22 protein-coding genes are annotated in these 24,010 nt (G+C 63.2%); 7 read left to right on the top strand and 15 right to left on the bottom strand.

Annotated features, from left to right (window positions below):
• Positions 1-84 precede the first annotated feature (84 nt).
• The 5 genes from NKJ55_RS01400 to NKJ55_RS01420 all read right to left on the bottom strand — a co-directional run bounded on the left by NKJ55_RS01400 (position 85) and on the right by NKJ55_RS01420 (position 5,374).
• Positions 85-423 (bottom strand): hypothetical protein, encoded by a 339-nt coding sequence (locus NKJ55_RS01400; RefSeq protein ID WP_352448346.1) that lies wholly within the window; start codon positions 421-423, stop codon positions 85-87.
• A gap of 3 nt (positions 424-426) precedes the next feature.
• Positions 427-2,679: a transglycosylase domain-containing protein gene (locus NKJ55_RS01405; protein ID WP_352448347.1), complete on the bottom strand. Its 2,253-nt coding sequence runs from the start codon at positions 2,677-2,679 to the stop codon at positions 427-429.
• A 290-nt stretch (positions 2,680-2,969) separates the two neighbouring features.
• Positions 2,970-3,221 carry a hypothetical protein gene (locus NKJ55_RS01410; RefSeq protein ID WP_352448348.1) on the bottom strand — a complete coding sequence of 84 codons (252 nt, stop codon included), beginning with the start codon at positions 3,219-3,221 and terminating at the stop codon, positions 2,970-2,972.
• A gap of 43 nt (positions 3,222-3,264) precedes the next feature.
• On the bottom strand, positions 3,265-3,885 hold the full coding sequence (locus NKJ55_RS01415) for a ribonuclease D (RefSeq protein ID WP_023675237.1): 621 nt from the start codon (positions 3,883-3,885) through the stop codon (positions 3,265-3,267).
• Positions 3,886-3,988: 103 nt separating this feature from the next.
• Positions 3,989-5,374, bottom strand: coding sequence for a M20/M25/M40 family metallo-hydrolase (locus NKJ55_RS01420; RefSeq protein ID WP_352448349.1), 1,386 nt, complete (start codon positions 5,372-5,374; stop codon positions 3,989-3,991).
• Positions 5,375-5,819: 445 nt separating this feature from the next.
• Here NKJ55_RS01420 and polA point away from each other — a divergent pair, with 445 nt between their 5' ends.
• Together polA and NKJ55_RS01430 are read left to right on the top strand one after the other, a co-directional pair.
• Positions 5,820-8,768 (top strand): DNA polymerase I, encoded by a 2,949-nt coding sequence (gene polA, locus NKJ55_RS01425; RefSeq protein WP_352448350.1) that lies wholly within the window; start codon positions 5,820-5,822, stop codon positions 8,766-8,768.
• A 292-nt stretch (positions 8,769-9,060) separates the two neighbouring features.
• Positions 9,061-9,342, top strand: coding sequence for a type II toxin-antitoxin system RelE/ParE family toxin (locus NKJ55_RS01430; RefSeq protein ID WP_352448351.1), 282 nt, complete (start codon positions 9,061-9,063; stop codon positions 9,340-9,342).
• A gap of 67 nt (positions 9,343-9,409) precedes the next feature.
• On the opposite strand, the gene NKJ55_RS01435 is transcribed toward NKJ55_RS01430, so the two are convergent.
• Positions 9,410-9,814 (bottom strand): Fur family transcriptional regulator, encoded by a 405-nt coding sequence (locus NKJ55_RS01435; RefSeq protein ID WP_023675234.1) that lies wholly within the window; start codon positions 9,812-9,814, stop codon positions 9,410-9,412.
• 211 nt (positions 9,815-10,025) lie between these two features.
• On the opposite strand from NKJ55_RS01435, the gene NKJ55_RS01440 reads away from it, so the two are divergent.
• The 3 genes from NKJ55_RS01440 to NKJ55_RS01450 all read left to right on the top strand — a co-directional run bounded on the left by NKJ55_RS01440 (position 10,026) and on the right by NKJ55_RS01450 (position 13,411).
• Positions 10,026-12,227, top strand: coding sequence for a caspase family protein (locus tag NKJ55_RS01440; protein ID WP_352448352.1), 2,202 nt, complete (start codon positions 10,026-10,028; stop codon positions 12,225-12,227).
• A 102-nt stretch (positions 12,228-12,329) separates the two neighbouring features.
• Complete coding sequence (locus tag NKJ55_RS01445) at positions 12,330-12,710, top strand: hypothetical protein (RefSeq protein WP_352448353.1); 381 nt, start codon at positions 12,330-12,332, stop codon at positions 12,708-12,710.
• The gene (locus NKJ55_RS01450) at positions 12,707-13,411 is read left to right on the top strand and encodes a DUF4760 domain-containing protein (protein ID WP_352448354.1); all 705 of its coding nucleotides are present in this window, start codon (positions 12,707-12,709) and stop codon (positions 13,409-13,411) included. Before NKJ55_RS01445 ends, NKJ55_RS01450 begins: the two co-directional genes overlap by 4 nt.
• A gap of 84 nt (positions 13,412-13,495) precedes the next feature.
• Here NKJ55_RS01450 and NKJ55_RS01455 read toward each other — a convergent pair whose 3' ends face one another.
• Complete coding sequence (locus tag NKJ55_RS01455; protein ID WP_352448355.1) at positions 13,496-14,578, bottom strand: trypsin-like serine peptidase; 1,083 nt, start codon at positions 14,576-14,578, stop codon at positions 13,496-13,498.
• 391 nt (positions 14,579-14,969) lie between these two features.
• Here NKJ55_RS01455 and NKJ55_RS01460 point away from each other — a divergent pair, with 391 nt between their 5' ends.
• Complete coding sequence (locus NKJ55_RS01460) at positions 14,970-16,058, top strand: S1 family serine peptidase (RefSeq protein WP_352448356.1); 1,089 nt, start codon at positions 14,970-14,972, stop codon at positions 16,056-16,058.
• Between the two features lie 67 nt (positions 16,059-16,125).
• On the opposite strand, the gene NKJ55_RS01465 is transcribed toward NKJ55_RS01460, so the two are convergent.
• Positions 16,126-16,476, bottom strand: a complete 351-nt coding sequence (locus NKJ55_RS01465) for a hypothetical protein (RefSeq protein ID WP_352448357.1) — start codon at positions 16,474-16,476, stop codon at positions 16,126-16,128.
• Between the two features lie 190 nt (positions 16,477-16,666).
• Between NKJ55_RS01465 and NKJ55_RS01470 the strand changes: the two genes are divergently transcribed.
• Positions 16,667-16,963: a DUF2934 domain-containing protein gene (locus NKJ55_RS01470; protein ID WP_352448358.1), complete on the top strand. Its 297-nt coding sequence runs from the start codon at positions 16,667-16,669 to the stop codon at positions 16,961-16,963.
• A 47-nt stretch (positions 16,964-17,010) separates the two neighbouring features.
• Here NKJ55_RS01470 and NKJ55_RS01475 read toward each other — a convergent pair whose 3' ends face one another.
• The 7 genes from NKJ55_RS01475 to NKJ55_RS01505 form a co-directional block, all read right to left on the bottom strand.
• Entirely contained in the window at positions 17,011-17,703 is a 693-nt protein-coding gene (locus NKJ55_RS01475; RefSeq protein ID WP_352448359.1) for a molybdate ABC transporter substrate-binding protein, read from the bottom strand.
• 117 nt (positions 17,704-17,820) lie between these two features.
• Positions 17,821-18,867 (bottom strand): L-glyceraldehyde 3-phosphate reductase, encoded by a 1,047-nt coding sequence (mgrA, locus tag NKJ55_RS01480; RefSeq protein WP_352448360.1) that lies wholly within the window; start codon positions 18,865-18,867, stop codon positions 17,821-17,823.
• 131 nt (positions 18,868-18,998) lie between these two features.
• The gene (locus tag NKJ55_RS01485) at positions 18,999-20,147 is read right to left on the bottom strand and encodes a Gfo/Idh/MocA family protein (protein WP_352448361.1); all 1,149 of its coding nucleotides are present in this window, start codon (positions 20,145-20,147) and stop codon (positions 18,999-19,001) included.
• Between the two features lie 12 nt (positions 20,148-20,159).
• A complete protein-coding gene (locus tag NKJ55_RS01490; protein WP_023675224.1) occupies positions 20,160-20,906 on the bottom strand; it encodes a sugar phosphate isomerase/epimerase family protein in 747 nt (248 codons plus the stop codon).
• 87 nt (positions 20,907-20,993) lie between these two features.
• The gene (locus NKJ55_RS01495) at positions 20,994-22,106 is read right to left on the bottom strand and encodes an ABC transporter ATP-binding protein (protein WP_352448362.1); all 1,113 of its coding nucleotides are present in this window, start codon (positions 22,104-22,106) and stop codon (positions 20,994-20,996) included.
• 5 nt (positions 22,107-22,111) lie between these two features.
• Positions 22,112-23,041 (bottom strand): carbohydrate ABC transporter permease, encoded by a 930-nt coding sequence (locus NKJ55_RS01500; RefSeq protein ID WP_023675222.1) that lies wholly within the window; start codon positions 23,039-23,041, stop codon positions 22,112-22,114.
• Entirely contained in the window at positions 23,034-23,927 is an 894-nt protein-coding gene (locus NKJ55_RS01505; RefSeq protein ID WP_352448363.1) for a carbohydrate ABC transporter permease, read from the bottom strand. Before NKJ55_RS01505 ends, NKJ55_RS01500 begins: the two co-directional genes overlap by 8 nt.
• Positions 23,928-24,010 lie beyond the last annotated feature (83 nt).

Below are 24,010 nucleotides of genomic sequence, written 5' to 3' on the forward strand. Positions count from 1 at the left end.
GCGCGTGATCTAGCCGAATATGGTTACAATGACGAGAGGCCGCCAGACGATCACAGGGCCGGTCGCGTGGCTGATGGCAACCGTTCAATAGCAGGTCGGACACTGCGCATACAGGCCGAGATTGACAACAAAGACCAGAGCCGCCAACGTCCAGATAACCCCTAAGAACGCGCCACGCGAGCGCCCGGCCAGACGCGCAACGCCCCAGGCCACCCCATAAGGCAACAAAAGCCCCATGATGACGGAGCCGTATACCGCTCCGATTCTTTCCTGATCGAGGTATGCCGGATTGGGGAAATAGAGATATGGCAGATGCCGAATGACCACGACACAAACAGTCATCCCGAGCAGCAAGAGCCACTGCCACGTGCTTAGACGCTTGTATCCTTTGACATCAGCCGGCTTGGCCGGTTCACCGGACATTGCCTAACCTCCGCCCAGAATATCCAGGATCGAAGTCTGCCGCTTCTTGACCGGGCCGCCGACATTGCCGGGCGGCACCGGATGCTTGATCGATCCGGTGGCGCTATCGACGCCCGGCATGGCAAGGCCGCGGGCATCGACCGTCTCGGCAGGACGCGCGGGACGCGAAGCCGACTCGGTAGCTGCCACAGGCGGCGCCGATTGGCCGACGGAAGCGACCGGCGCCGGCGGCGCTGTGTCGGACGGTATGTCGTCCGGGACGATGGTGTCGGGCGGCGTCGACTTCCAGGTTCCGGGCAGCGGCCGCACCGGCACGCCCTCATGCGCGGCGACCATGAACTCATGCCAGGCCTGCGCCGGCAGCGCGCCGCCGGTGACCTTCTTCATCGCGCTGCCGTCATCGTTGCCGAACCAGACGCCGGTGGTCAGATTGGCGGTATAGCCGATGAACCAGGCATCGCGCGAATTCTGGCTGGTGCCGGTCTTGCCGGCCGCCGGCCAGGCGAACGCCGCCTTCCTGGCCGTGCCGATCTCGACCGTGCCGGTCATCATCGAGTTCATCATGCCGACGACATCGGGCTTGACGACCCGCGGCGCACCGCCGCCATTGTTTTCGTAGAGCACCTTGCCGTCGCTCGTCGTGACCCGGCGGATGAAATGGATGTCGGGCTTATAACCGCCATTGGCGAAGGGAACATAGGCCGAGGTCAGTTCCAGCGGCGTCACTTCCGAGGTGCCGAGCGCGATCGATGTGTTGGCCGTCAGCTCGGACTGGATGCCCATGCGGTGCGCCGCCTCGACCACCGCATTCGGCCCGACTTCCATGGTCAGCTGCGCGGCCACCGAGTTCAGCGATTTTGCCAGCGCCGTCGCCAGCGTCACCTTGCCGAAATATTTGCCGCCGTAATTGTCGGGCGTCCAGTTGCCGATCTTGATCGGCGCGTCGTTGCGCACGCTGTCCGGCGTACGGCCGGATTCCAGCGCCGCCATATAGACGAACGGCTTGAACGCCGAGCCCGGCTGCCGGCGCGCTTCCGAGGCGCGGTCGAACTGGCTGGTCGAATAGTCGTAACCGCCGACCATCGCGCGCACCGCGCCGGAATTGTCGATCGACACCAGCGCGCCCTGGCTGACATTGAGTTTTTTGCCGCTCTGGTCGATCAGCCGGCGGATCGATTGCTCGGCGAGTTTCTGCAGCGTCAGATCGACGGTCGTGTCGACGACGATATCGCGGCGCACGTCGCCGATCAGGTCGGGCAGTTCTTCCATGATCGTATCGGCGACGTAGTTTTCCGAGCCGGTCCAGTAGGACGGCGCGCGCGTCGCCGGCGCGCTCATCGCCGTGGTCATCTCCTTGGCGCTGATCTTGCCCTCGTCGCGCATCGCGGCGAGCACCAGTTGCGAACGCTGTTCGGCGGCCTTCGGGTCGCGCGCCGGCGACAGCCGCGACGGCGCCTTGAGCAGGCCGGCGAGGAGTGCGGCCTCCGACAGCGTGACGTCGCGCGCGCTCTTGCCGAAATAGCGGCGCGAGGCCGCTTCGACACCATAGGCGCCAGAGCCGAAATAAACCCGATTGAGGTACATTTCGAGGATCTGGTCCTTCGTATGCTTGTGCTCCAGCCACAGCGCCAGCAGCACTTCCTGCACCTTGCGTTCCAGCGTGCGGTCCGGTGTCAGGAACAGGTTCTTGGCCAGTTGCTGGGTCAGCGTCGAGCCGCCCTGCGAAAAATGCCCGCCCAGCACATTGGTCACCATGGCCCGGGAAAGGCCGATCGGATCGATGCCGAAATGCGAATAGAAGCGGCGGTCTTCGATGGCGATGACGGCCTCGGGAATATAGGGCGACATTTCGTGCAGGCCGACGGCCTCGCCGCCGCTCATGCCGCGATTGCCAAGCAGCTGGCCGTCGACCGAGACGATCTTGATGTTGGGGGCGCGATCGGGAATGGCCCAGGTGGTGGCCGCCGGCATTTTCGCGCCGTAATAGACGACGATGCCGGCAGTGGCGATACCGCCCCAGATGGCCAGCACGAAGCACCAGTAGAACAGCCGAGCAAGCACGCCGAACACGCCGCGCCGGCTTTTGCCGCGCCCGCCGCGCGGCGGCTTGGCCTTGGACGATTTGCGCTTTGCAGCGGCTTTTCGGTGGCTCGGCACGACGCGGTCCTCCTCGCTTACCGAAAAACCGGCCGAGGATCTCGCCCCCGGCGATGCCTCGAAGCTGGGCTCGATGCGGCTGTCTTTCCGGTTCGCCATGCGCTGTGCTGTCTTCCCCATGCCTATGGCGTTGGGGTTGAAGACTAGATGCGGCGGTTTAAAGGCGGGTTAAGTCGGGAAAAATCGAAATAAACTGTATTCAGTCGCTTGCCGAACGGCTGCGGCCCGCGACAGCGCCAAAGTCGGAAATGAAAAACCCGCCTCGGCTGGCGGGTCGTTGGAGCCAATGAACACCATAGCGAAATTAATAGCATAGCTGCAGGCACAAAGCAAGAACAAAATATGCTTTGCCTCAGAATAATCACTCAGTTCGGCGGTTGCGACAACCCTCAGTCGTCGGCATCCGGGTCGTCGGAGGCCGGCCGCCAGCTGATCGGCTCGATCTTCCTTTGCGTATGGCCGTCCGTATAGGCCCACCAGCCGGCGTCGCTTTCGTCCCAGTCGCCGCCGGCCGCCTTCAGCCGGTCGAGCGAACGGTATTGCGCGATGCTCTCGTTCATCACGCCGTCGCTGTCCTGCCAGTAGACGGTGACCTTGGAGCCGTCCTTGGGTGCCGTCTCGATTGGTTTTCGCGCAGCCATTTCAATTCCTCCCGGCCGACGGCGTTAAAGTGCAAGAGGGCCATTAGCTGTGGGCGAAGATGTCCTCTTCATCCCAGCCCATCAGGTCGAGTTTCGCACGCGTCGGCAGGAAGCGGAAGCAGGCATCGGCCTCCCTGGTCCGGTTGTCGCGCGCCAGACGCGCGCTGAGCACGTCGCGCAGCCGGTGCAAATAGAGCACGTCGGAGGCGGCATATTCGAGTTGCTCGGGCGACAGCGTCTCGGCCGCCCAGTCGGACGATTGCTGCGCCTTCGACAGGCCGACGCCGAGAAGCTCGAAGCAGATGTCCTTCAGCCCGTGCCGGTCGGTGTAGGTGCGCGTCAGCCGCGACGCGATCTTGGTGCAGAACACCGGCTCCGGCATGACGCCGAAGGCATTGTAGAGCACGGCAAGGTCGAAGCGGCCGTAATGGAAGAGCTTGGTGATGCTGCGGTTCTTGAGCAGGCTGACGAGGTTCGGCGCCTTCTTCTGGCCGGGCGCGATCTGGATGACGTCGGCCGAGCCGTCGCCCGGCGAGATCTGCACGACGCAGAGCCGGTCGCGATGCGGGTTCAGCCCCAGCGTCTCGGTGTCGATGGCGACCGCCCCGACATCGTAATGCAGCAGGCCGGGCAGATCGTTTTTGTGGAAACGTATGTCGCTCATCGTCTTCTCCGGTCGCGGCCCCGTGCAGCGATGCGCGACGGACCGTGCCCGTCCTTGCCGCGATCCGGCGAAAAATCAACAAAAACTTGAGTCTGGCGCAATTTCAGCGTGTCAGCGCCTCGAGAATGCGAGCCCAGGAGCGCTGGCCCTTGTGGAAGGAGCTCATCTCGTACTTCTCGTTCGGCGAGTGGATGCGGTCGTCGTCGAGGCCGAAACCAACCAGCAGCGATTCCATGCCGAGATAGGTCTGGAAATCGCCGACCACCGGGATCGAGCCGCCGCTGCCGGTCACCACCGCCGGCTTCGGCCATTCGTCGGACAGCGCCTGCTCGGCCTTGGCGAGGAAGGGCGAGTCGTAGGAAAGCTGGATCGCCGGCGAGCCGCCATGCGGGTGGAATTCGACCGAGCAGTCCGCTGGCACGCGCTGCCTGGCAAATGCCTGGAAGGCGGCGCGGATTTTTTCCGGATCCTGTCTGTGGACCAGGCGGAAGGAGACTTTCGCCGAGGCTTGCGCGGCGATCACCGTCTTGAAGCCCTTGCCGGTGTAGCCGCCGATAATGCCGTTGAACTCAGCCGTCGGCCGCGCCCAGGTCAGCTCGAGCACCGAGCGGCCCTTCTCGCCGGACGGGATCGACAGGCCAATCGGGCCGAGGAAGGTCTCGGCCGTCTCGCCGAGCGACAGCCACGACTGCAATATCTGCGACGGCGTTTCCTCGACGCCGTCATAGAAACCCGGAATGGTGACGTGGCCATCCGCATCGTGGATGTCGGCCAGGATCTTTGCCAGGATGCGGATCGGATTGGCGGCCGCACCGCCATAGAGCCCGGAATGCAGGTCGCGGTCGGCGGCAGTCACCGTGATCTCCTCGCCGACCAGCCCGCGCAGCGAGACGCAGATCGACGGCGTATCGCGGTCCCACATGCCGGTGTCGCAGACCAGCGCGAAATCGGCCTTGAGCTCATCCGCATTCGCCTCGAGAAACGGCTTCAGCGACGGCGATCCGGACTCCTCCTCGCCCTCGAACAGGATTGTGATTCGGCACGGCAATCCGCCATGCACCTGCTTCCACGCGCGGCAGGCCTCGACGAAGGTCATCAGCTGGCCCTTGTCGTCGGCCGCGCCGCGGCCGGTGATCACCTTGTGGCCGGGCTCGATCTCCTTGACCGCCGGCGCGAACGGGTCGCTTTCCCACAGCTCGATCGGATCGACCGGCTGCACGTCGTAATGGCCGTAAAACAGCAAATGCGGCGCGCCCGCCGGCCCATCGTGATGCGCGACCACCATCGGATGCCCTGGTGTGTCGCGCACGCTGGCGTCGAAGCCGATCAGCTTGAGCTCGGCGACCAGCCATTCGGCGGCCTTGCGGCAGTCGGCGGCGTAGTCGGGATCGGTGGAGATCGACTTGATGGCGAGCAGGCCGAACAGGCGTTCCAGGCTCTGGTCGAAGTTCTTGTCTAGGCGGTCGAGAACAGGGGAAACTGGGGACATCTGGCGGGGCCTTTCGATTCTGGCGGCGAATCTAGGGCCCATGCGGCGAAACGGAAAGCCCGCGACCGTTGGGCCACAGCTTCCTGTCCAAAGGCAAAAAAATGCCGCCGTGGTGGAGGGGAACCACGGCGGCCTTTACTCGAAACGATGCGGCAGCCCGGAGAGGGGGGATAGGCTGCCGCAAGTGTCCGGGATAGGCGGGGGACGGGCCTTGCTCCGGACTTCGGCGAAAACTGCCGATGGCGTTTATCTGTGTCTGCGAACGTGGCGATTCAAGGGCACAAAAATTACACTTTTGTAACATAGGCGTGAGCGAACAAAGCTCCGGCCAGGCCGCCATGGCCGGCCAGGCTCGCACGCCATTTGTCAGGGTGTTGCCGGAACCCTTGGCGCAAGCCGCCTTTGGCATGGACCGCGGCGCTGCGCCGCGCTATTCCCTCGTGCCATGAAAAAAGGCGATCATCTCTTCCTTGTCGACGGCTCCGGCTACATCTTCCGTGCCTATCACGCGCTGCCGCCGCTGTCCCGCAAGTCCGACGGGCTGCCGACCAGTGCCGTGCTCGGCTTCTGCAACATGGTCTGGAAGCTGACGCAGGACGCCCGCAACACCGATGTCGGCATCGTGCCGACGCATTTCGCCGTGATTTTCGACTATTCGTCGAAGACCTTCCGCAACGACCTCTACCCCGAATACAAAGCCAACCGCTCGGCGCCGCCGGAAGATTTGATCCCGCAATTCGGCCTGATCCGCCAGGCGACCAGGGCCTTCAACCTGCCATGCCTTGAGACGGAAGGCTACGAGGCCGACGATTTGATCGCCACCTATTGCCGGCTTGCCTGCGAAGCCGGCGCCGACACCACCATCATCTCTTCCGACAAGGACTTGATGCAACTGGTCGGCCCAACGGTTGCCATGTACGACCCGATGAAGGACCGCCAGATCGGCGTTCCCGAGGTGATCGAGAAATGGGGCGTGCCGCCACAGAAAATGATCGACCTGCAGGCGCTGACCGGCGATTCGGTCGACAATGTGCCGGGCGTGCCCGGCATCGGGCCGAAGACGGCAGCGCAATTGCTCGAACAGTTCGGCGACCTCGACACGCTGCTCGCCCGCGCCGGCGAGATCAAGCAGGACAAGCGGCGCGAATCGATCATCGCCAATGCCGACAAGGCACGCATTTCGCGTGACCTGGTGAGGCTGAAGAACGACGTGCCGGTGACCGAAGGGCTTGACGAATTCGTATTGCATGCGCCGGACGGCCCCAGGCTGATCGGCTTCCTCAAGACCATGGAATTCTCGACGCTGACCCGCCGCGTGGCCGAAGCGACCGGAACCGACGCCGGCGACGTTCCAGCCACCCCCGTCACCATAGAGCGTGCCGATACCGCGCATGGCCCCGATATGGGTTTTGGCGTGCCCGCGGCCGCCGAGAGCGCACCGCCGTCGGACGAAGCGGCACTCGAAGCTCCGGCCGCAGCCAAGCAAGGCGACACCCCATCCCTGCTTTCGGCGCTTCGCCTGGAGGCTGCCACCGCCCGCAAGATCGACACCGGCGCCTACGCCTGCATCCGCGACGCCGCGACGCTGAAGGCCTGGATCGCCGAGGCGATGGAGAGAGGCATTGTCGCCTTCGACGTTAAGACGTCCTCGCCCGATCCGATGCGGGCAGAACTGATCGGCCTTGCCATGGCCGTCGCGCCTGGCCACGCCGCCTACGTGCCGCTTGCCCACAAAAACGGCAATGGCGACCTGCTCGGCGGCGGCGCGGTCGAAAACCAGGTCCCGGTCCGCGACGCGCTGGCGTTGCTCAAGCCGCTGCTCGAGGACAAATCCGTCCTCAAGATCGTGCACGACATGAAATACCGCCTTGTCGTCATGAGCCGTCACGGCATCGAGGTCGGCCCCTATGACGACACCATGCTGATCTCCTACGTGCTCGAGGCCGGCACCCACGGTGGCCATGGCCTGGAGGCGCTGGCCGATAAATGGCTCGGCCACGCGACCATTCCGCTGAAGGAACTGGCCGGTTCGGGAAGAAGCTTCGTCGGCCTCGATCAGGCCGACCTCGGCAAGGCGACGGCTTACGGCGCCGAGCACGCCGACGTCGCGCTCAGGCTCTGGCAGGTGCTGAAGCCACGGCTTGCCGCCAAGGGCCTGGTCTCGGTCTATGAACGGCTGGAACGGCCGCTGGTGCCGGTATTGGCGCGGATGGAACAGCGCGGCATCTCCGTCGACCGGCAGATCCTGTCGCGGCTCTCCGGCGAACTGGCACAGGGTGCCGCACGGCTTGAGGACGAAATCTACCAGCTGGTCGGCGAACGCATCAACATCGGCTCGCCAAAACAGCTCGGCGACATCCTGTTCGGCAGGATGGGTCTGCCCGGCGGTTCAAAAACCAAGACCGGCCAGTGGTCGACCTCGGCGCAGCTTCTCGAAGACCTCGCCGCCGAAGGCCACGAATTGCCGCGCAAGATCGTCGACTGGCGCCAGCTGACCAAGCTGAAATCGACCTATACCGATGCGCTGCCCGGCTTCATCCATCCCGACACCAAGCGCGTCCACACCTCCTACGCGCTTGCCGCGACGACGACCGGGCGGCTGTCGTCCTCGGATCCCAATCTGCAGAACATTCCGGTGCGCACCGTCGAGGGTCGAAAGATCAGGACGGCCTTCATCGCGGACAAGGGCAACAAGCTGGTTTCCGCCGACTACAGCCAGATCGAATTGCGCGTGCTCGCCCACGTCGCCGAAATCCCGCAGCTCAAGCAGGCCTTCGCCGACGGCGCCGACATCCATGCCATCACCGCGTCTGAAATGTTCAACGTGCCGGTCGAGGGCATGCCTTCGGAAGTGCGCCGCCGTGCCAAGGCGATCAATTTCGGCATCATCTACGGCATTTCGGCCTTTGGCCTCGCCAACCAGCTGTCGATCGCGCGCGAGGAAGCCGGCGACTACATCAAGAAATATTTCGAGCGCTTTCCCGGCATCCGCGACTATATCGATGCGACCAAGGCCTATGCCCGCGAGCACGGCTTCGTCGAGACCATTTTCGGCCGCCGCATCCACTATCCGGAAATCAGATCGTCAAATCCTTCGGTCCGGGCGTTCAACGAGCGCGCCTCGATCAACGCACGCCTGCAGGGCACCGCCGCCGACATCATCCGCCGCGCCATGATCCGTATGGACGAGGCGCTGGAAAAAGCCAGGCTTTCCGCCCGCATGCTGCTGCAGGTGCATGACGAACTGGTCTTCGAGACGGTCGAAGCCGAGGTCGAGGCGACGATCCCGGTCGTCTGCCACGTCATGGAGAACGCCGCCATGCCGGCGGTGTCGATGTCGGTGCCGCTGCACGTCGACGCCCGCGCCGCCAACAACTGGGAAGAGGCGCATTAAGGCGGGCCACAGAGCCATGTTCGGTTCAAGGTTCACGAGCAGCAGCGGTATGCTATAGTGCCCGTATGATCACCAAGGCACTTGAGAATCTGGTAAGGCATGCGGAAGCTTGGCCTCGCGAAGACCAGGAGGAGCTTGCTGATTACGCCCGCGTCATCGAGGCGCGGCGGACTGGCGTGTATGCGATGTCGGAATCAGAGCGCAGCGCGGTCACAGCGGGCCTAGCAGAGGCCGATCACGGCACTTTCGTAGATGAGGATACCGTTCGCGCGGCCGACACCCGCCGCAGGCTATGAAGGTCCGATTTACGCGGCAAGCCTTTGCCGAACGCGAGGCGATTTTCAACTACCTCGAAGAGCGGGCGCCTCAGGGCGCCCTTTCAGTCATTTCTCGGATCCACGCTGGGATTTCGCGACTTGCCGAATTTCCCGAAAGCGGTCACGCGACCGACATCCCTGGCGTTCGCGTCCTCTTCATAGGCCGCTACCCTTATAAGGTCTTCTATCGTGCCCGTGCCGACGCAATTGAGATCCTGCACATCCGGCATACCTCAAGGAGACCCTTTCCCTACTGAGCCGATCCGGGAACACCCGGCGAGGGCTCGGAAAACCTTGCTCCGCCTTCGCCGCGTTGCTCCGGCCTCAAGCCGCCTCGGCCAAACACTTCGCACATGTCCCACGAAACTCGATCACCGCCTTCTTGGCGGCGAAGCCGGTCGAGCGCACCCATTCGTCGAGCCGGTGGCCGACATCATGGTCGGAGAACTCGGTCACCTGGCCGCAGGTGTCGCAGATGGCAAACGCCGTCATCGAATGGCTGTGGTCGTGCGGCTCGGCACAGGCGACGAAGGAATTGAGGCTTTCGAGCCTGTGCACGAAGCCGGATTTCACCAGCGTGTCGAGCGCCCGGTAGACCTGCAGCGGCGCGCGAAAACCGCGCTCGCGCAGTTGGTCGAGCAACGTATAGGCGCTGAGCGGGCCGCTGGCGGCCTCGAGCTTCTCGAGAACGCAAAGCTGGTTCTTCGTCAGTACATCCCTTGCCGCCATGATCCTGTTCCAAGCCGCTCCGTGCCGATCGCTGCCATTTCGCAAGCAGTCGGACCTCTTCCACTGAGATAGCGACGAACTGCCATTTTTGCTACTGTTTCTATTCGCAGCCGGTGGTCGGCTGGCCGGCGGCGCCATATTCAAAATACTGACAAAATCCTCGGCCAGGCTGGCCGTGCTTGGAAATTCGATCGGGCTTGGGGAAGCAATCATGATCAAAGTGACGCGGCGGACGCTGCTTGCCGGCACGTCCGCGCTGGCCGCTGCCGGCCTGGTGCCGTTTCGGGCATTCGCAGCGGCGCGCACCTACCATGCGCTGCTTGTTGCCTGCACCGATTATCCGAACCTGCCGAAGAAAAACTGGCTGATCGGACCGAAAAACGATGCCGGCCTGGTGCGCGATTACCTCCTGGGGAACACGCCCGCGCCGGTAAAATTCCTGGCCGAAAACGCCACGCTGCTCGCCAAGGATGTCGAAGGCGCCAACGGACCGCCGACACATGCGGCGATCAAGGCGGCGTTGGCCGATCTTGCCGCCAAGGTCCAGCGCGACGATTTCGTCTACCTGCATTTGTCCGGTCACGGCGCGCAGCAGCCGGCAGCGAACAAGGGCGACGAGACGGACGGCCTCGACGAGATTTTCTTGCCGTCCGACATCGACAAATGGGTCAACCGCGAAAAGGGCGTGCCCAATGCGCTGGTCGACAACGAGATCGGCACCGCGCTCGACGCTATTCGCGACAAGGGCGCCTTTATCTGGGCCGTGTTCGACTGCTGCCATTCCGGCACGGCGACGCGCGCCGCCGAGGTCGACGACGAGTTGGAACGCAAGGTCGAGTTCGCCGATCTGGTCGGCGGCGACGACGCTGCCAGGGCGGCTGCGGTGAGAGCCTATGACGAGATTGCGTCGGCCGCGCCGCGCGGCTTTGACGAGGACGGGCAGCGCAAGCCGGCCTTCAAGCTGACGCCGACCGGCGCCGAGCCGACCACCAAGGGCAAATTGGTCGCCTTCTACGCGGCGCAGACGGTGGAGACGACGCCCGAGATGCCGCTGCCCAAGGGCACGGCCGATGCGCCGCGTTTCGGGCTGTTCACCTTCACCATCCTGTCGAAACTGGCCGAGAACCCCAACATCACCTATCGCCAGCTCGGCCAGGCCGTGCTGCAGCAATATTCGGCGGACGGACGCACCCGGCCAACGCCGCTGTTCGAGGGAGAACTCGACGCACGCGTCTTCGGCACCGACAAGACCGAGGCGGTCATGCAATGGCCGATCGTCATCGAGAACGACAAAGCCACGATCGGCGCCGGGTTGCTGCATCGCCTCACCCCCGGCAGCAGGCTCGCAATATTGCCGTCGGCGCTGTCGCCGCTGTCCGAGGCGCTTGGCTATCTCCAGGTGCAGTCGGCGAAAAACCTGGAAAGCCGGGTCAAGCCGGTCGAGTTCGGCGGCAAGCCGGCGCTCAAGCTGGCCGACATCCCCGCCAATGCCTATGCGCGACTGGCCGAGCTCGCCGTCGACTACAAGCTCGTGGTCGCGCGGCCGGCAGCGGCCAAAGGCCTCGAGAAAGTGGCCGCGCTGGCGAACTCGGTTCTCGACGAACTGGCGGCCAGGGAGAGCTCAGGGTTCCACATCGCGCTGGTCGAGCCGGGCAAGAGCGCAGATCTGCGTCTCGCAGTGCTGCGCGAGAACGCCATTACCGGCGCCGCAGAAGATGCCACCGACGCGCCGGCGCTGTGGTTCCTGCCGACTTCGGGCGACATGACGCTCAAGGGCGGCAGCAAGCCGCCGTCGATCGTCATTCATCCGGACGGCCGCGAAAAGTTGATCGAGGCCGCCGCAGGGAATCTGACGAAAATCTTCCGCGCCATCGGACTGTCGAGGCTGGCCGCCGCTTCCGATTATCGGCCGGAAGAGGTCAGCGTCGAGTTCCGGATCAAGCGTTTTGACAGCGACACGCTGCAGCCGATCGAACCGTCGACGGTGCCGCGTGTTTCGCCCGACGATCAGGTCCACGTCCTGGCCAGGAACGGTTCGACCAACCTGATCGACATCAACGTGCTCTATGTCGGCTCCGACTATTCCATCCAGCATTTTCTTGCCGAGCGCCTGACCGAAGGCGCCGTGCTCGAGGAAGGCCTGTTCAAATTCACCGACACCAGCTTCGGCATGGAGCGGATGATCGCCGTCTTGACCGAGGCGCCGCCGCAGAGCGAGAAGCAGGATCTGAGCTTCCTGGCGCAAGAGGGGGTTGTCTCGGTAACGCGGGGACTGGGACAGCCAAGCTTCGCCGACATGCTGGCCGATATCGGCATGGCGCCGGCGACGCGTTCGGCCATGCGGCTCACCGACGACAAGGGATCGAAGGGCGCCGTGATGATCTTCCCGATGGAGACGGTGCCGCGCGCCTGAGGCGCGGTCAGGTGCCCGGCCGGGCCTCTTGCCTAATCGGCTGATAATGAACATTCTTCGACCGCCGCTGTCGGCGGCCGAACGGAACGGATGAGGGCGTTCGTGGACAGGATCGTATTTTCGTGGCGCGCAACAACCGCCGGCCTTGTCGCCGGGCTGTTGCTGGCCGCGAATGCTTCGGCGGACGAGGTTTGCGGCCTCTGCGCCAAGGAGGTCGTCATCAATTCCGAACTGGCGAGCTGCTTTCTCGACCAGTACGACCAGATCGCCAAAACCGGCAACGCCGCCGTCGTGGTCGATCTCAGCAGTTGCACCTCACGCGGCGTGGTCGAACCATTGCCGTCGCCGAGCAAGGCGCAGGTGGCGCCTGACGTGCAGTTCATCGTTTCGCGGGCGCAGCTGGATTGCCTGAAGAAGAAGCTGGAGACGCCGGGCATCGTGCTCGACCCGTCCGCCACCATAGAACTGGACAGCTGCGGATGACGAAAGCGGGGGGCAACGCAACGCAGCAGGCAGTGACGGCGCCGGTACCGCAAAAGAAGCCGGTGTCGCTGCCGGAAACCGTCGAAGGCCTGCCGTGGGTGAGCAATCACGAGGTCAAGAAGGAGGCGAACCCATTCACCGATCGCGACTGGCGCATGCTCGTCTATGCCTGGTCCGGATTGCTGGTGCGCCTGGCGATCATCTTCACCTTGATCTTTTCGGTCTACCAGTTCCTGGCGAACCAGGAGCAGAAGCGCGTCGAGCAAACGATGTCGCTGGTCGAGCTCTGGGAAAGCAAGGATTACCAGCAGGCGCAACGGGCCCTCAAGCAACGCCTGGCGGCGCTCAACGCCAAATACGGCAATCTGCTCAGTGCCAATCCGACGCCGACCGAGGAACAGGTGTTCAGGCAGCGCATCGGCATCGAAGCGATGAGCGCAACCGGCGGCGACATGCCGCTTGCCGAGTTCAGCGACAATTTCGACCGCATCGTCTATTTCCTCAACCGCCTTTCCTTCTGCGTCGAAGGCAGGCTGTGCTCGCGTGAGGTCGCCGACTCCTATTTCCGCGACTATGCCGCTTCGTTCTGGAGCTATTTTGCCGGCTATATCGACAAGGAGCGCAAGGCCGGTTCACCGACTTTCGCCCAGCCGATCGAGAACTATGTCCGCCAGGCGCCACCCTCGGCCCAGTCCAGATAATCCCCGAAAAATGCGAAGCCGGCGACGGAAATGCTCCGCCGCCGGCAGGTTTTCCGCGACGATCGCGGCCGAAATTCTGCAAGCCTATTTGTACAGGCTGTTGATCCACTGGACGTTGATGGCGTTCAGGCGCACGGCGGTATTGGCATCCGGGCTCTCGGCCACGTTCACGCCGGTGATGACGCGCTGCTTGGAGCCATTGTCATAGGCGTAGACCGAGCTGCCGCTCGATCCTGGATACGTGTCGCAGTCGTACTGGAAATACTCCGTGGCGATGTGTTCGGCGAGCACTTCGCAGGTCGCCTTCCACATCGTGCCCATCGGCTTGTCGCCGGGATAGCCGACGATGTTGGCGGTGAAGTCGCCAAGATCCACGTAATTGGCATAGCCCAGCCAGCCGAGATTGGTGCCGACATCCTGTTTCAGGGTCACGATGCCGAGATCCCACGGCACGACCGAGCCGTAAAAGCCCTGGTAATTGTCGATGAAGCCCTGGACGATATAGGCGCTTTCATACGTGAAGGCGCCGAACGGTGCGTCGTCGGCAGTCTTGCCGTTGAGAGCCGGCACGAACAGGATATCGTCCAGCCAGGCCTTGTCTTCGTGGCTGTAGAGGCAGTGCGCCGCGGTGAGCACCGTGCGCGGGCCGATCAGCGTCGCCGAGCAGCTGCCATAGCTGCCGCTCTTCGATTTGCCTTCGAGATAGCCGATCGCGGTGAACGGGTAGGTTTTGGTATTCTTGATCTGCTCGCGGTCGTCCGTCCCGAACACCTGGCGGCCGGCCTCTTCGCCTCCGCTCAGCCCGGAATTCTCGGACTTCTGTCCCTCGGCGGGCGCGTTCATTTCCTTGATGACAAGGTCCTTCAGCGTCTCGTTCGGGTCGATCTTGATGTTCTTGCCATCGGCGGAGCGGCCGACGATGCCATAGGATTTGACCGCCGTTGCTTCGTCGGTGAGCGGCGCGGCGCGGTTGGCCTCGTCGTCGGTCAATTTCGGCGGGGCGATCGGTTTCGCCCGGCCGGGCTTGTAATCGCCCGATGTTACATCCCGCATGCTTTCGCCGTTGCCGGCATTGGCGGAACCTGGATCGGCAGCCAAGGCAGGAACCGCCCACATTGCGGTGGAAAGCAACGCGGACGCAATAATGCACTGTGTCAGTTTTGTCATGGTGAGACTCTCCCAAAAGTCAGCAAGAACTGGATCAAGATACAGAAATATTGTCGAGATCGTGGTGGCGCAGAAAAATGAAATTGGTTACAGGTGCCTTTACCGGGCCATTATTCAGTGCAGCCAGTTTAGGTCCCCGCCAAAAATGCCTGCAACGGTATACTGCCTAAAATAATCCAACATTGGCAACGACAAATTGCTTCCACATAGCCCGTGGGGGGCTATAGGATTTTGGGCGGGTTTGGCTCGACAGCACGACTAGCAGAAATGGTGCTCGGCTTTGTGACGGATCGTGCTTCGCCGTGGAGCATGATCTCACCGGCCGGTTCCATTTCAGTGGATCATGCGTCGGCGACTGACCTGTCGGGAACATCGTCTCAGGGGGTTCGAGGTGAAGATCATCCATAGGTTCAGACCGATTGCCGCCGCTGCGCTGCTCGGCATCGCGGCGGCCTTGCCGGCCGTCAATTCCGTTCATGCCACGGACGCGGTCGCCCGGCCGGAGGCGGCGATCTCGCCGATGAAACGCGTGGCGGAGGCCAGGGCCAAGGCCAGGGCGGAGAACCCCGACGGCGCCGATCGTGTCTACGGCGGCAAAGAGGCCGAGAAGGGCGCTTACCCGTTCCAGGTGGCATTGCTGACCACCGGCAAACTGGACAAAAGCCCGGCCTCCCAGGCGAATGCGCAGTTCTGCGGCGGCAGCCTGATCGCGCCGCAATGGGTGCTGACGGCGGCGCACTGCCTCAATGACGACGGCGAGCCGATTTCGCCTGATATGGTTACCGTGCTCACCGGCGCCACCGATCTCAGCGAGGGCAAGCGCTACAAGGCGGCGGAGATCGTCGTCAACGAGGGCTATAGCGAGCAGACGCTGGACAACGATGTCGGCTTGATCCGGCTGGCCGCGCCGGCCGATGCCCCGACCATCAAAATTGCCCGTGAGCCGACACCGGACACCGGTAAGACGACGGTCACCGGTTGGGGCAAGATGCAGGACGGAACGTTTCCCACCGCGCTGATGGTCGCCGACCTGGACCTCCAGCCGAACGCAACCTGCAACAGCGGCATCAAGGCGATTTATGCGCATGATTTGAAGGCAGCGCTCGGCGAGCTCGCCCGCCGCATGCGTTATTCGGAAAGGGGCATCGAGGCCGCCGCCAACGCGATTGCAGCCGATATGGCCGATCCGCTGACCGGCAACATGATCTGCGCCGGCACCGCAAGCGGCGAGCGCGACGCCTGCAATGGCGACAGCGGCGGACCGCTGTTCATGACCGGCGCCGATGGTCCGATGCAGGTCGGCGTCGTCAGCTGGGGCGAAGGTCCGGCCGACGGCAGCACCGCCTGCGGCCACAAGAACGCCTACGGCATCTACACGCGGCTGGCCAATTACACCGGCTGGATCGAGGAGAAGATGAGGACGGCAGCGCCCGCAGCGCCCAAAGCCCTCGGCACGGCGCAGAAGCCCGCCACGCCCTGACCGGTGTCATTTGCTGAATGACGGCGGGAGCAATCCCGCCGTTTCTGCCCGGAACCTTAGGTTGGGACTAAAACCAGCGATCGCGGCGCTGGTCTGTGGCGGCCAAGGCGAGGCCCAGTAACGCCCCTACGGCCGCTCCGAGTATGAAGGCGGACGATACTGTCCCAGGATTCTCCTGGACAACCCCGGACACCGTCTGCGCCCTGTTGCGCAGGGCTTGTGCCGTCCGCGAGGCGCGCTCAGCAGCGTTGCCATACCAATCGCCGGCGTCCTCGATCGCCTCTTCCGCGCGTTCCGCCAAGGTTCGGTTGATCTTGTTGATCTCGCGCCTCAGCTGCGCGACCTGCTTCTCCAGGGCTTCCTGAGCTTCACGTTGAGTCATCTTCGGTGCTGCGGATTCGTTCGGTTCGTCGGCCATTGTAATCTCCTTTGCTCAGGCTCGGCTCAACGGCCGGCCCACTGTGCAGGTTCCTCCGCAAAACGCGTATGTCCGGTGTTTGTTCGGTGAGAAACCGGCTTTTGTCCGGCATGTCTGCGAATTCGGCATCAACATCGGATCGTTCCGGCGCTCCCCGCGTTGGTGAAAACGCCACAAGGGAGGAACCGCCATGGACGACGATCGGCATGAAAAAATTCGGCAGCGAGCCTATGAAATCTGGGTGCGCGAGGGCCGCCCGGATGGCGCGCATGAACGTCATTGGCAGCAGGCGAAGCAAGAGCTTGGCCTCGACGACGCGGACGTTCCGGCGGGAACGATCGCCAGCTCCGACGTTCTGACGGTCGAGGCACTGGCGATGCGCACCGGGATAACCGGTGATCAGGCGCAAGAGCTGATCGACAGGCTTGGCAACGACAGGGCGACGCTGGAGGAAGCCGCGCGGAACCTCAAGGCAGCCGAAAGTTAGAGCGTGTTTGAGAAGGGGATTCCCAGCGCTGCTTATCAAGCACGCTCTTAGCGGCGCTCGACACCCCTTGCCGCCAGCATGTCATCAACGGCTGCCGACATCAGAAATGCCGACAGCTGCTTGGCAGCTTCTGCGTCCGTCGAATCGGCGCTGATGCCGATGGCGAAGTCGACGTAACTTTGGAGTTCTTCCGGAAACCGACCGACAAGCACGACATCGGGAGCGGCCGCGAGAATCGAAGTCACGGGAACCACCCCCAACTCGGCTTCCCCACGGCCCACGGCCGGCGCTGTCTGCCCTCCTGGTATGGCCACCAGCTTGGGCTTCACCTCATCCGCTATCCCCAAACGTTCCAGCAAACCGGAGAAGTAGCCACCGCTGGTTCCTTCACTGGCGAAGGCGATCGATCTGGCGCTCTTCAACGCCTGTTCGAATGCTTCCACGGACCCGATATCGAGCGGTCGACTGCCTGCCTTGGCTGCCACCCCCATTGCTATCCGGCCAAACGCCACCTGGCTCCCCGCCTTGACCTTTCCCGAGGCAGTCAGATCCTGAACCAGGTCCGGATTGGTGATGACGAGGTCAAAAGCTTCCCCAGCTTCAATCTGCTTCTTTACTGTCGGATTGAGTTCCCACCTGACCGCAACTGTGAATCCCGTGCCCGTTTCGAACCGGGGTATGAGAGCTAGAATGGCGGGGCGGACCGCAATAGCGCCAAAAAGCCGGATTTCCTGATTCATCGCCTAACCCCGAATCGGACGAAACGACCTTCTTGCAATACCCATCCAGCTGCCCGGCCATTCTATGCTCAGCGTCCCGGAAGCCGTCGCCCTTCGGCCACCGGATGCCGTCATCGCCTACTTCCTCGGCGGCCCCTTGCGCTCGGCCGACGCCGCCCAGAGATTGATATCCGACTCGCGTGCAAAGGTGTCGATCTCGGCGAGTTCGGCATCGCTGAAGTCGAGCGCCTTCAGCGCGCCGACGCAATCCTCGACCTGTTCCGGCCGGCTGGCGCCGATCAGCGCCGATGTGACCCTGCCCCGGCGCAGCACCCAGGCCAGCGCCATCTGCGCCAGCGTCTGGCCGCGGCGACGGGCGATGACGTTCAGCGCCTCGATATTGGCGATCGATTTGTCGTTGATGAATGCCGGGCGCAGCGACTTGCCCTGGCTGGCGCGGCTGCCATCGGGGATGCCGCCGAGATATTTGTCGGTCAGCATGCCTTGCGCCAGCGGCGAGAACACGATCGAGCCGACACCAAGCCCCTCCAGCGTATCGAGCAGGCCATCATCCTCGACCCAACGGTTGAGCATCGAATAGCTCGGCTGATGGATCACGCAAGGCGTGCCGAGCTGCTTCAATATGTCGGCGGCCTCGCGGGTGCGCTGCGAATTATAGGAGGAAATGCCGGCATAGAGCGCCTTGCCCGAGCGCACCGCGTGATCGAGCGCGCCCATCGTTTCCTCCAGCGGGGTGTCGGGGTCGAAGCGGTGCGAATAGAAGATGTCGACATAGTCGAGCCCCATCCGCTTCAGGCTCTGGTCGAGGCTGGCCAGCACATATTTGCGGCCGCCCCATTCCCCATAAGGCCCTGCCCACATTTCGTAGCCAGCCTTGGTCGAGATGATCAGCTCGTCGCGATAACCGGCAAAGTCCGTCCGCAGGATCTCGCCGAACGCCCGCTCCGCCGAGCCGGGCGGCGGGCCGTAATTGTTGGCGAGATCGAAATGCGTGATGCCGAGATCGAACGCCTTGCGCGCGATCGCCTGCTTGGTTCTATGCGGCGTGTCGTTGCCGAAATTGTGCCACAGCCCAAGCGAGATCGCCGGCAGCTTCAGGCCGGACCGCCCGCAGCGATTGTAGACCATCTTGTCGTAGCGGTTTTCGGCGGGAACATACGGCATGGGAAATCCTCATATCGAAACGAGCCGACAGCTGCCGCCGCGACAGTGGGGCAAGTCGACTCCGGCCCACCCTTAGCCTCTCCCCGCGCAAACGGGGAGAGGCTTTTTGCGGTGCTTGGGAGGTGCGCCGCCTACTTGGTTTTCTTCTTCGCCAGCAGCTCCTTCGCCGCCTTGACGCCGAGTGCCGCGGGCCGCTCGCAGCTGGTCTGCATGGCGACGAACTTTCCGGTCTCGCCCGAACGCAACAGGCCGGTCATGACGTCGACGGCATGCAGCGCCAGTTCCATCGAGCAGCGGTGCGGCCGGCCTTCCCTGATCGCGATCGCCATGTCGGCCAAACCGGCGGTGCGGTAGTTGGCCATCATGCCTTGCGAATGCATCTCGTTGGGCACGCCGAGCGGATGCGGCCATTTCGGCAGCTTCTTCACCGGTTTGGCGGCTTCGGTGTAGCGCACTTCGCCGCCGAAGAAGTTCGGATCCGGCACGAACACCGTGCCCGCCTCGCCATAGAGTTCCATCGGCGCGTGGCCATGGCTCCAGACATCCCAGCTGGTGTTGAGCGTCACCATGGCGCCGTTCTCGAATTCCAGCACGCCGTGGATCGTCGTCGGCGTGGAGACCGGGATCTTTTCGCCGGCGCGCGGCTTCGAGCTGATGATGCGTTCCGTCATCGGGATCGAAGCAAAGGCGGCGACCTGCTTCACCGGCCCGATCAGCTGGATCAGGTTGGTGATGTAATACGGTCCGATATCGAGCACCGGCCCGGCGCCCGGCTGGAAGAAGAAGTCCGGATTGGGGTGCCAATGCTCCATGCCATGGCTCATCACATGACAGGTGCCGCTGGTGATCCTGCCGAGCCTGCCGGTGTCGATCAGGTCGCGGACAAGCTGGTGCGCGCCGCCGAGGAAGGTGTCGGGCGCCGAACCGATGCGCAGCCCCTTGCTTTCCGCCCGTTTCTTCAGGTCGAGCCCTTCCTTGACCGACAGCACGAAGGGCTTCTCCGAATAGACGTGCTTGCCGGCGTCGAGGATCTGCTTCGACACCTCGTAATGCACCGCCGGAATGGTCAGGTTGACGATGATGTCGATATCGTCGGCCTTGAGCAGCCCCTCGACGGTCTCGGCGCGCAGCTTGAACTCTTTTGCCCGCGCTTTCGCCGCTTCCATGTTGATGTCGGCGCAGGCGCGCATCTCGATGCCGCGAAACAGCGGCGCCAGCGAGAAATACGCCTTCGAGATGTTGCCGCAGCCGATGACGCCGATGCCAAGTTTTGTTGCCATGCTGATGTGCTCCTAATAGGTCTTGGCGGCTGCGATCGAGCGGCGGGCGAAGCGCTCGATATCGTTGGGATTGTCCTGTTCCATGACGTAGTATTTTGCGGCGCTTTTGGCGCGTAGCGCCTTGATCAGGCCGGGCCAGTCGATGGTGCCGTGGCCGACGTCGGACCAGCCGTCCTCGTCGAGGCCCTCGCCCGGCTTGGCCAAGTCCTTGACATGGACGGCGACGATGCGCTTGCCGTGCTTCTCGATCCAGGGCAGCGGATCGACGCCGCCGCGCACCACCCAGGCGACGTCCATCTCCCAGCCGATGTCGGGCGCGGAGGACAGGATGTGGTCTTGCGGCACCGAGCCGTCGGCGAGCGCCTTGAACTCGAAATCATGGTTGTGCCAGGCAAAGCCATAGCCGGCTTTCCTGGCCGTCTCGCCGACCTTGGCCAGGCGTTCGCCGAAGCCGCGCCAGCCGGCTGTGTCGGCCGGCCTGAACTCGGCATTCAGGAACGGGCAGATGAGCAGCGTGATGCCGAGCGCGTCGGCCGTCCTGCGCACGCCGTCGAAATCCTTCTCGAGCGCGTCGATCGAGAAATGCCCGGTCGGCATGGCGAGCCCGTTCTTGTCGAGCTCGGCACGGAACGCCTTGGGATCGTCATAGACGCCGCCGAACCCTTCGACTTGGCTGTAACCAAGCTCCCCCAGCATCTTGAGCACGCCCTCCCAGGGCTGGAAATTGCGGGCGCTGTAAAGTTGGAATGACCAGTTCATCGTCTCTCTCCGTTTTCTTGTGGATGGTTAGTTTTGGGGGGATGAGTCTTGGGGGAATGGAAGAGTCTTGGGAGGCTAAATCATGCTCTAGAGGCGGTTACCTGTGGCGGCGTCGAAAAGCGAGGCGCGCATCGGGTCAAAACCGATGCCGACCGCCTCGGCGTTGTTTGGCGTGCGCTCGGCTGTCACCCGCACCGTGAAATTCTGGCCGGCGAGCTTCAGCCAGACCAGCGTGTCGGAACCCATGGGCTCGACGACCTCGACATTTGCCGTGGCTGCGAACGGCCATCCCGTGCCGCTGTTGAACGCCACGTGCTCGGGGCGGATGCCGAACACGGCCGGCCCTGGCACCGGGTCCTTCTCGAAAGCATAGGTGGCAAGCGGTATCCGCACATCCTCGGCGACGAAGTGCCAGTCGCCTGCCGCTTGCTCCAGTCTGCCGTCGAGGAAGTTCATTGCCGGCGAGCCGAGGAAGCCGGCGACAAACCGGTTGACCGGCCGGTTATAGATGGTCTGCGGCGCATCGAGCTGCTGGATGACGCCGCCCTTCATCACCGCGATACGGTCGGCCAGCGTCATCGCCTCGATCTGGTCGTGGGTGACGTAGATCATGGTGTTCTCGAGCTTGCGATGCAGCAGCTTGATCTCGACGCGCAATTCCGCGCGCAGCTTGGCGTCGAGGTTGGAGAGCGGTTCGTCGAACAGAAAGACATCGACGTCACGCACAAGTGCGCGCCCGATCGCCACGCGCTGGCGCTGGCCGCCGGACAGCGCCGCCGGCTTGCGATGCAAAAGCGGTTCGATCTGCAGGATCTCGGCGGCCCGGGCGATGCGCTTGGCGATCTCGTCCTTGGCGAGGCCGGCAACGCGCAGCCCGAACGACAGGTTCTTCTCCACCGTCATCTGCGGATAGAGCGCGTAGGACTGGAACACCATGCCGATGCCGCGATCCTTGGGCTCTTCCCAGGTGACGTTCTTGCCCTTGATGAAGATGCGGCCTTCGGAAACGTCGAGCAGCCCGGCAATGCAGTTGAGCAAGGTCGACTTGCCGCAGCCGGACGGACCGAGCAGCACGATGAATTCGCCTTCGGCAACATCGAGGTTGAGCGTCTGCAGCACCGATATCGCACCGAAATTCAGCGACAGGTTCTGGATCGAGACGCTGGTGCCGTTTGCCGCAATGCTGCCGTTTGCGTTCATCGCCATCATCCTTTCACCGCGCCGGCGGCGATGCCGCGCACAAACAATTTTCCGGACAGGAAATAGACGATCAGCGGCACCAGGCCGGTCAGGATGGTGGCTGCCATGTTGACGTTGTATTCCTTCACGCCTTGCACCGAGTTGACGATGTTGTTGAGCTGCACCGTCATCGGATAGGTGTCGGGGCGGGTGTAGACGACGCCGAACAGGAAGTCGTTCCAGATGCCGGTCACCTGCAGGATGATGGCGACGACGAAGATCGGCAGCGACATCGGCAGCATGATGCGGAAATAAATGCCCCAGAAGCCGGCGCCGTCGACACGCGCTGCCCGGAACAGCTCCTCCGGCATGGAGGTAAAGTAGTTGCGGAACAACAGTGTGAGGATCGGCATGCCGAAGATGGAATGGACGATCACCAGGCCGCTGAGGCTGCCGTAGAGGCCGACTTCGCGCAGGATGATGACGATCGGATAGATCATCACCTGATAGGGGATGAAGGCGCCGACGATCAGGATGATGAAGAAGGTGTCGGCACCTTTGAAGCGCCAGTTGGCAAGCGCATAGCCGTTCACCGAGGCGAGCGCGATCGACAGGATCACCGACGGGATCGTGATGCGCACCGAATTCCAGAAGCCACGCGACAGCCCGTCGCAGTTGAGCCCGGTGCAGGCGCTCGACCAGGCCTTGACCCATGGCTCGAAGGTGATCTCCATCGGCGGCGAGAAGATGTTGCCGAGGCGTATCTCGGGCATGCCTTTGAGCGACGTCACCACCATCACATAGAGCGGCAAAAGATAGTAGAGCGCCACCACGATGAGCGTGCCGTAGAGGAAGATGTTGCGGCGCGAGAACATATGCCGCGGCTTCGGCCCGCTCGGCCCGTAGGCTTCGAGCGTGCCGGGGCCGGCCGGCAAGGAAACGGTATGGTCAGACACGCTTCTTGCCTCCAAACTCGAGATAGGCCCACGGCACGATGACGATGATCACCGACAGCAGCATCATCGTCGAGGCGGCGAACCCCTGACCGAGGTTCTGGGCGAAGAACATGTAGTCATAGACATATTTGGCCGGGACTTCGGAGGCGATGCCGGGCCCGCCGCTGGTCTGGGCGACAACCAGGTCATAGATCTTGACGATACCGGCAGCGATGATGACGAGCGTGGTGATGAAGACCGGCCGCATCATCGGTATGATGATGAACAGATAGGTCTTCCAGGTCGGTATCCCGTCGACCCGCGCTGCCTTCCAGATATCCTCGTCGATCCCGCGCAGGCCGGCCAGCATCAGGCACATGATGAGCCCGGTGCCCTGCCAGAGAGCGGCGATCAATATGCCGTAGATGACGATGCTGGAATCATAGAGCGGATTGAAGCTGAAGCTCGTCCAGCCGAGGCTGCGCACCACTCCCTGGATCCCGAACTCGGGGTTGAGCAACCACTGCCAGACGAGGCCGGTGACGATGAAGGAGAGGGCGAAGGGATAGAGGAAAATGGTCCGGAACGTGTCCTCGAACCGGATCTTCTGGTCGAGCAGGGCGGCAAGCAGGAAGCCGATCACCAGCGAGAACAGCAGCGACAGCACGCCGTAGATCAGCAGGTTCTCGATCGAGACCAGCCAGCGCGGCACCGACCACAGCCGGTAGTACTGGTCGAGCCCGACGAAATTCAGCCGTGGCAGGAGCTTCGAACTGGTGAAGGAATAAAGCACCGTCCACGCGCTGCCGCCGACAAAGATCACCAGCGCGGTGAGGATCATTGGGATCGAGGCGATCTTCGCATTGAGGTTGCGAAAGAGTTGGCTAGGGCGTTCGCTCTTGCTCATCTGCACAGCCGCGCTGGATCGGGTAAGGGCCGGAGGGTCAAGAGGCCTTGACCCGAGCTCCCGACCCTGCGTTTGCAGGGGCG

Source organism: Mesorhizobium sp. M0106 (assembly GCF_040322715.1).
GTDB lineage: Bacteria > Pseudomonadota > Alphaproteobacteria > Rhizobiales > Rhizobiaceae > Mesorhizobium.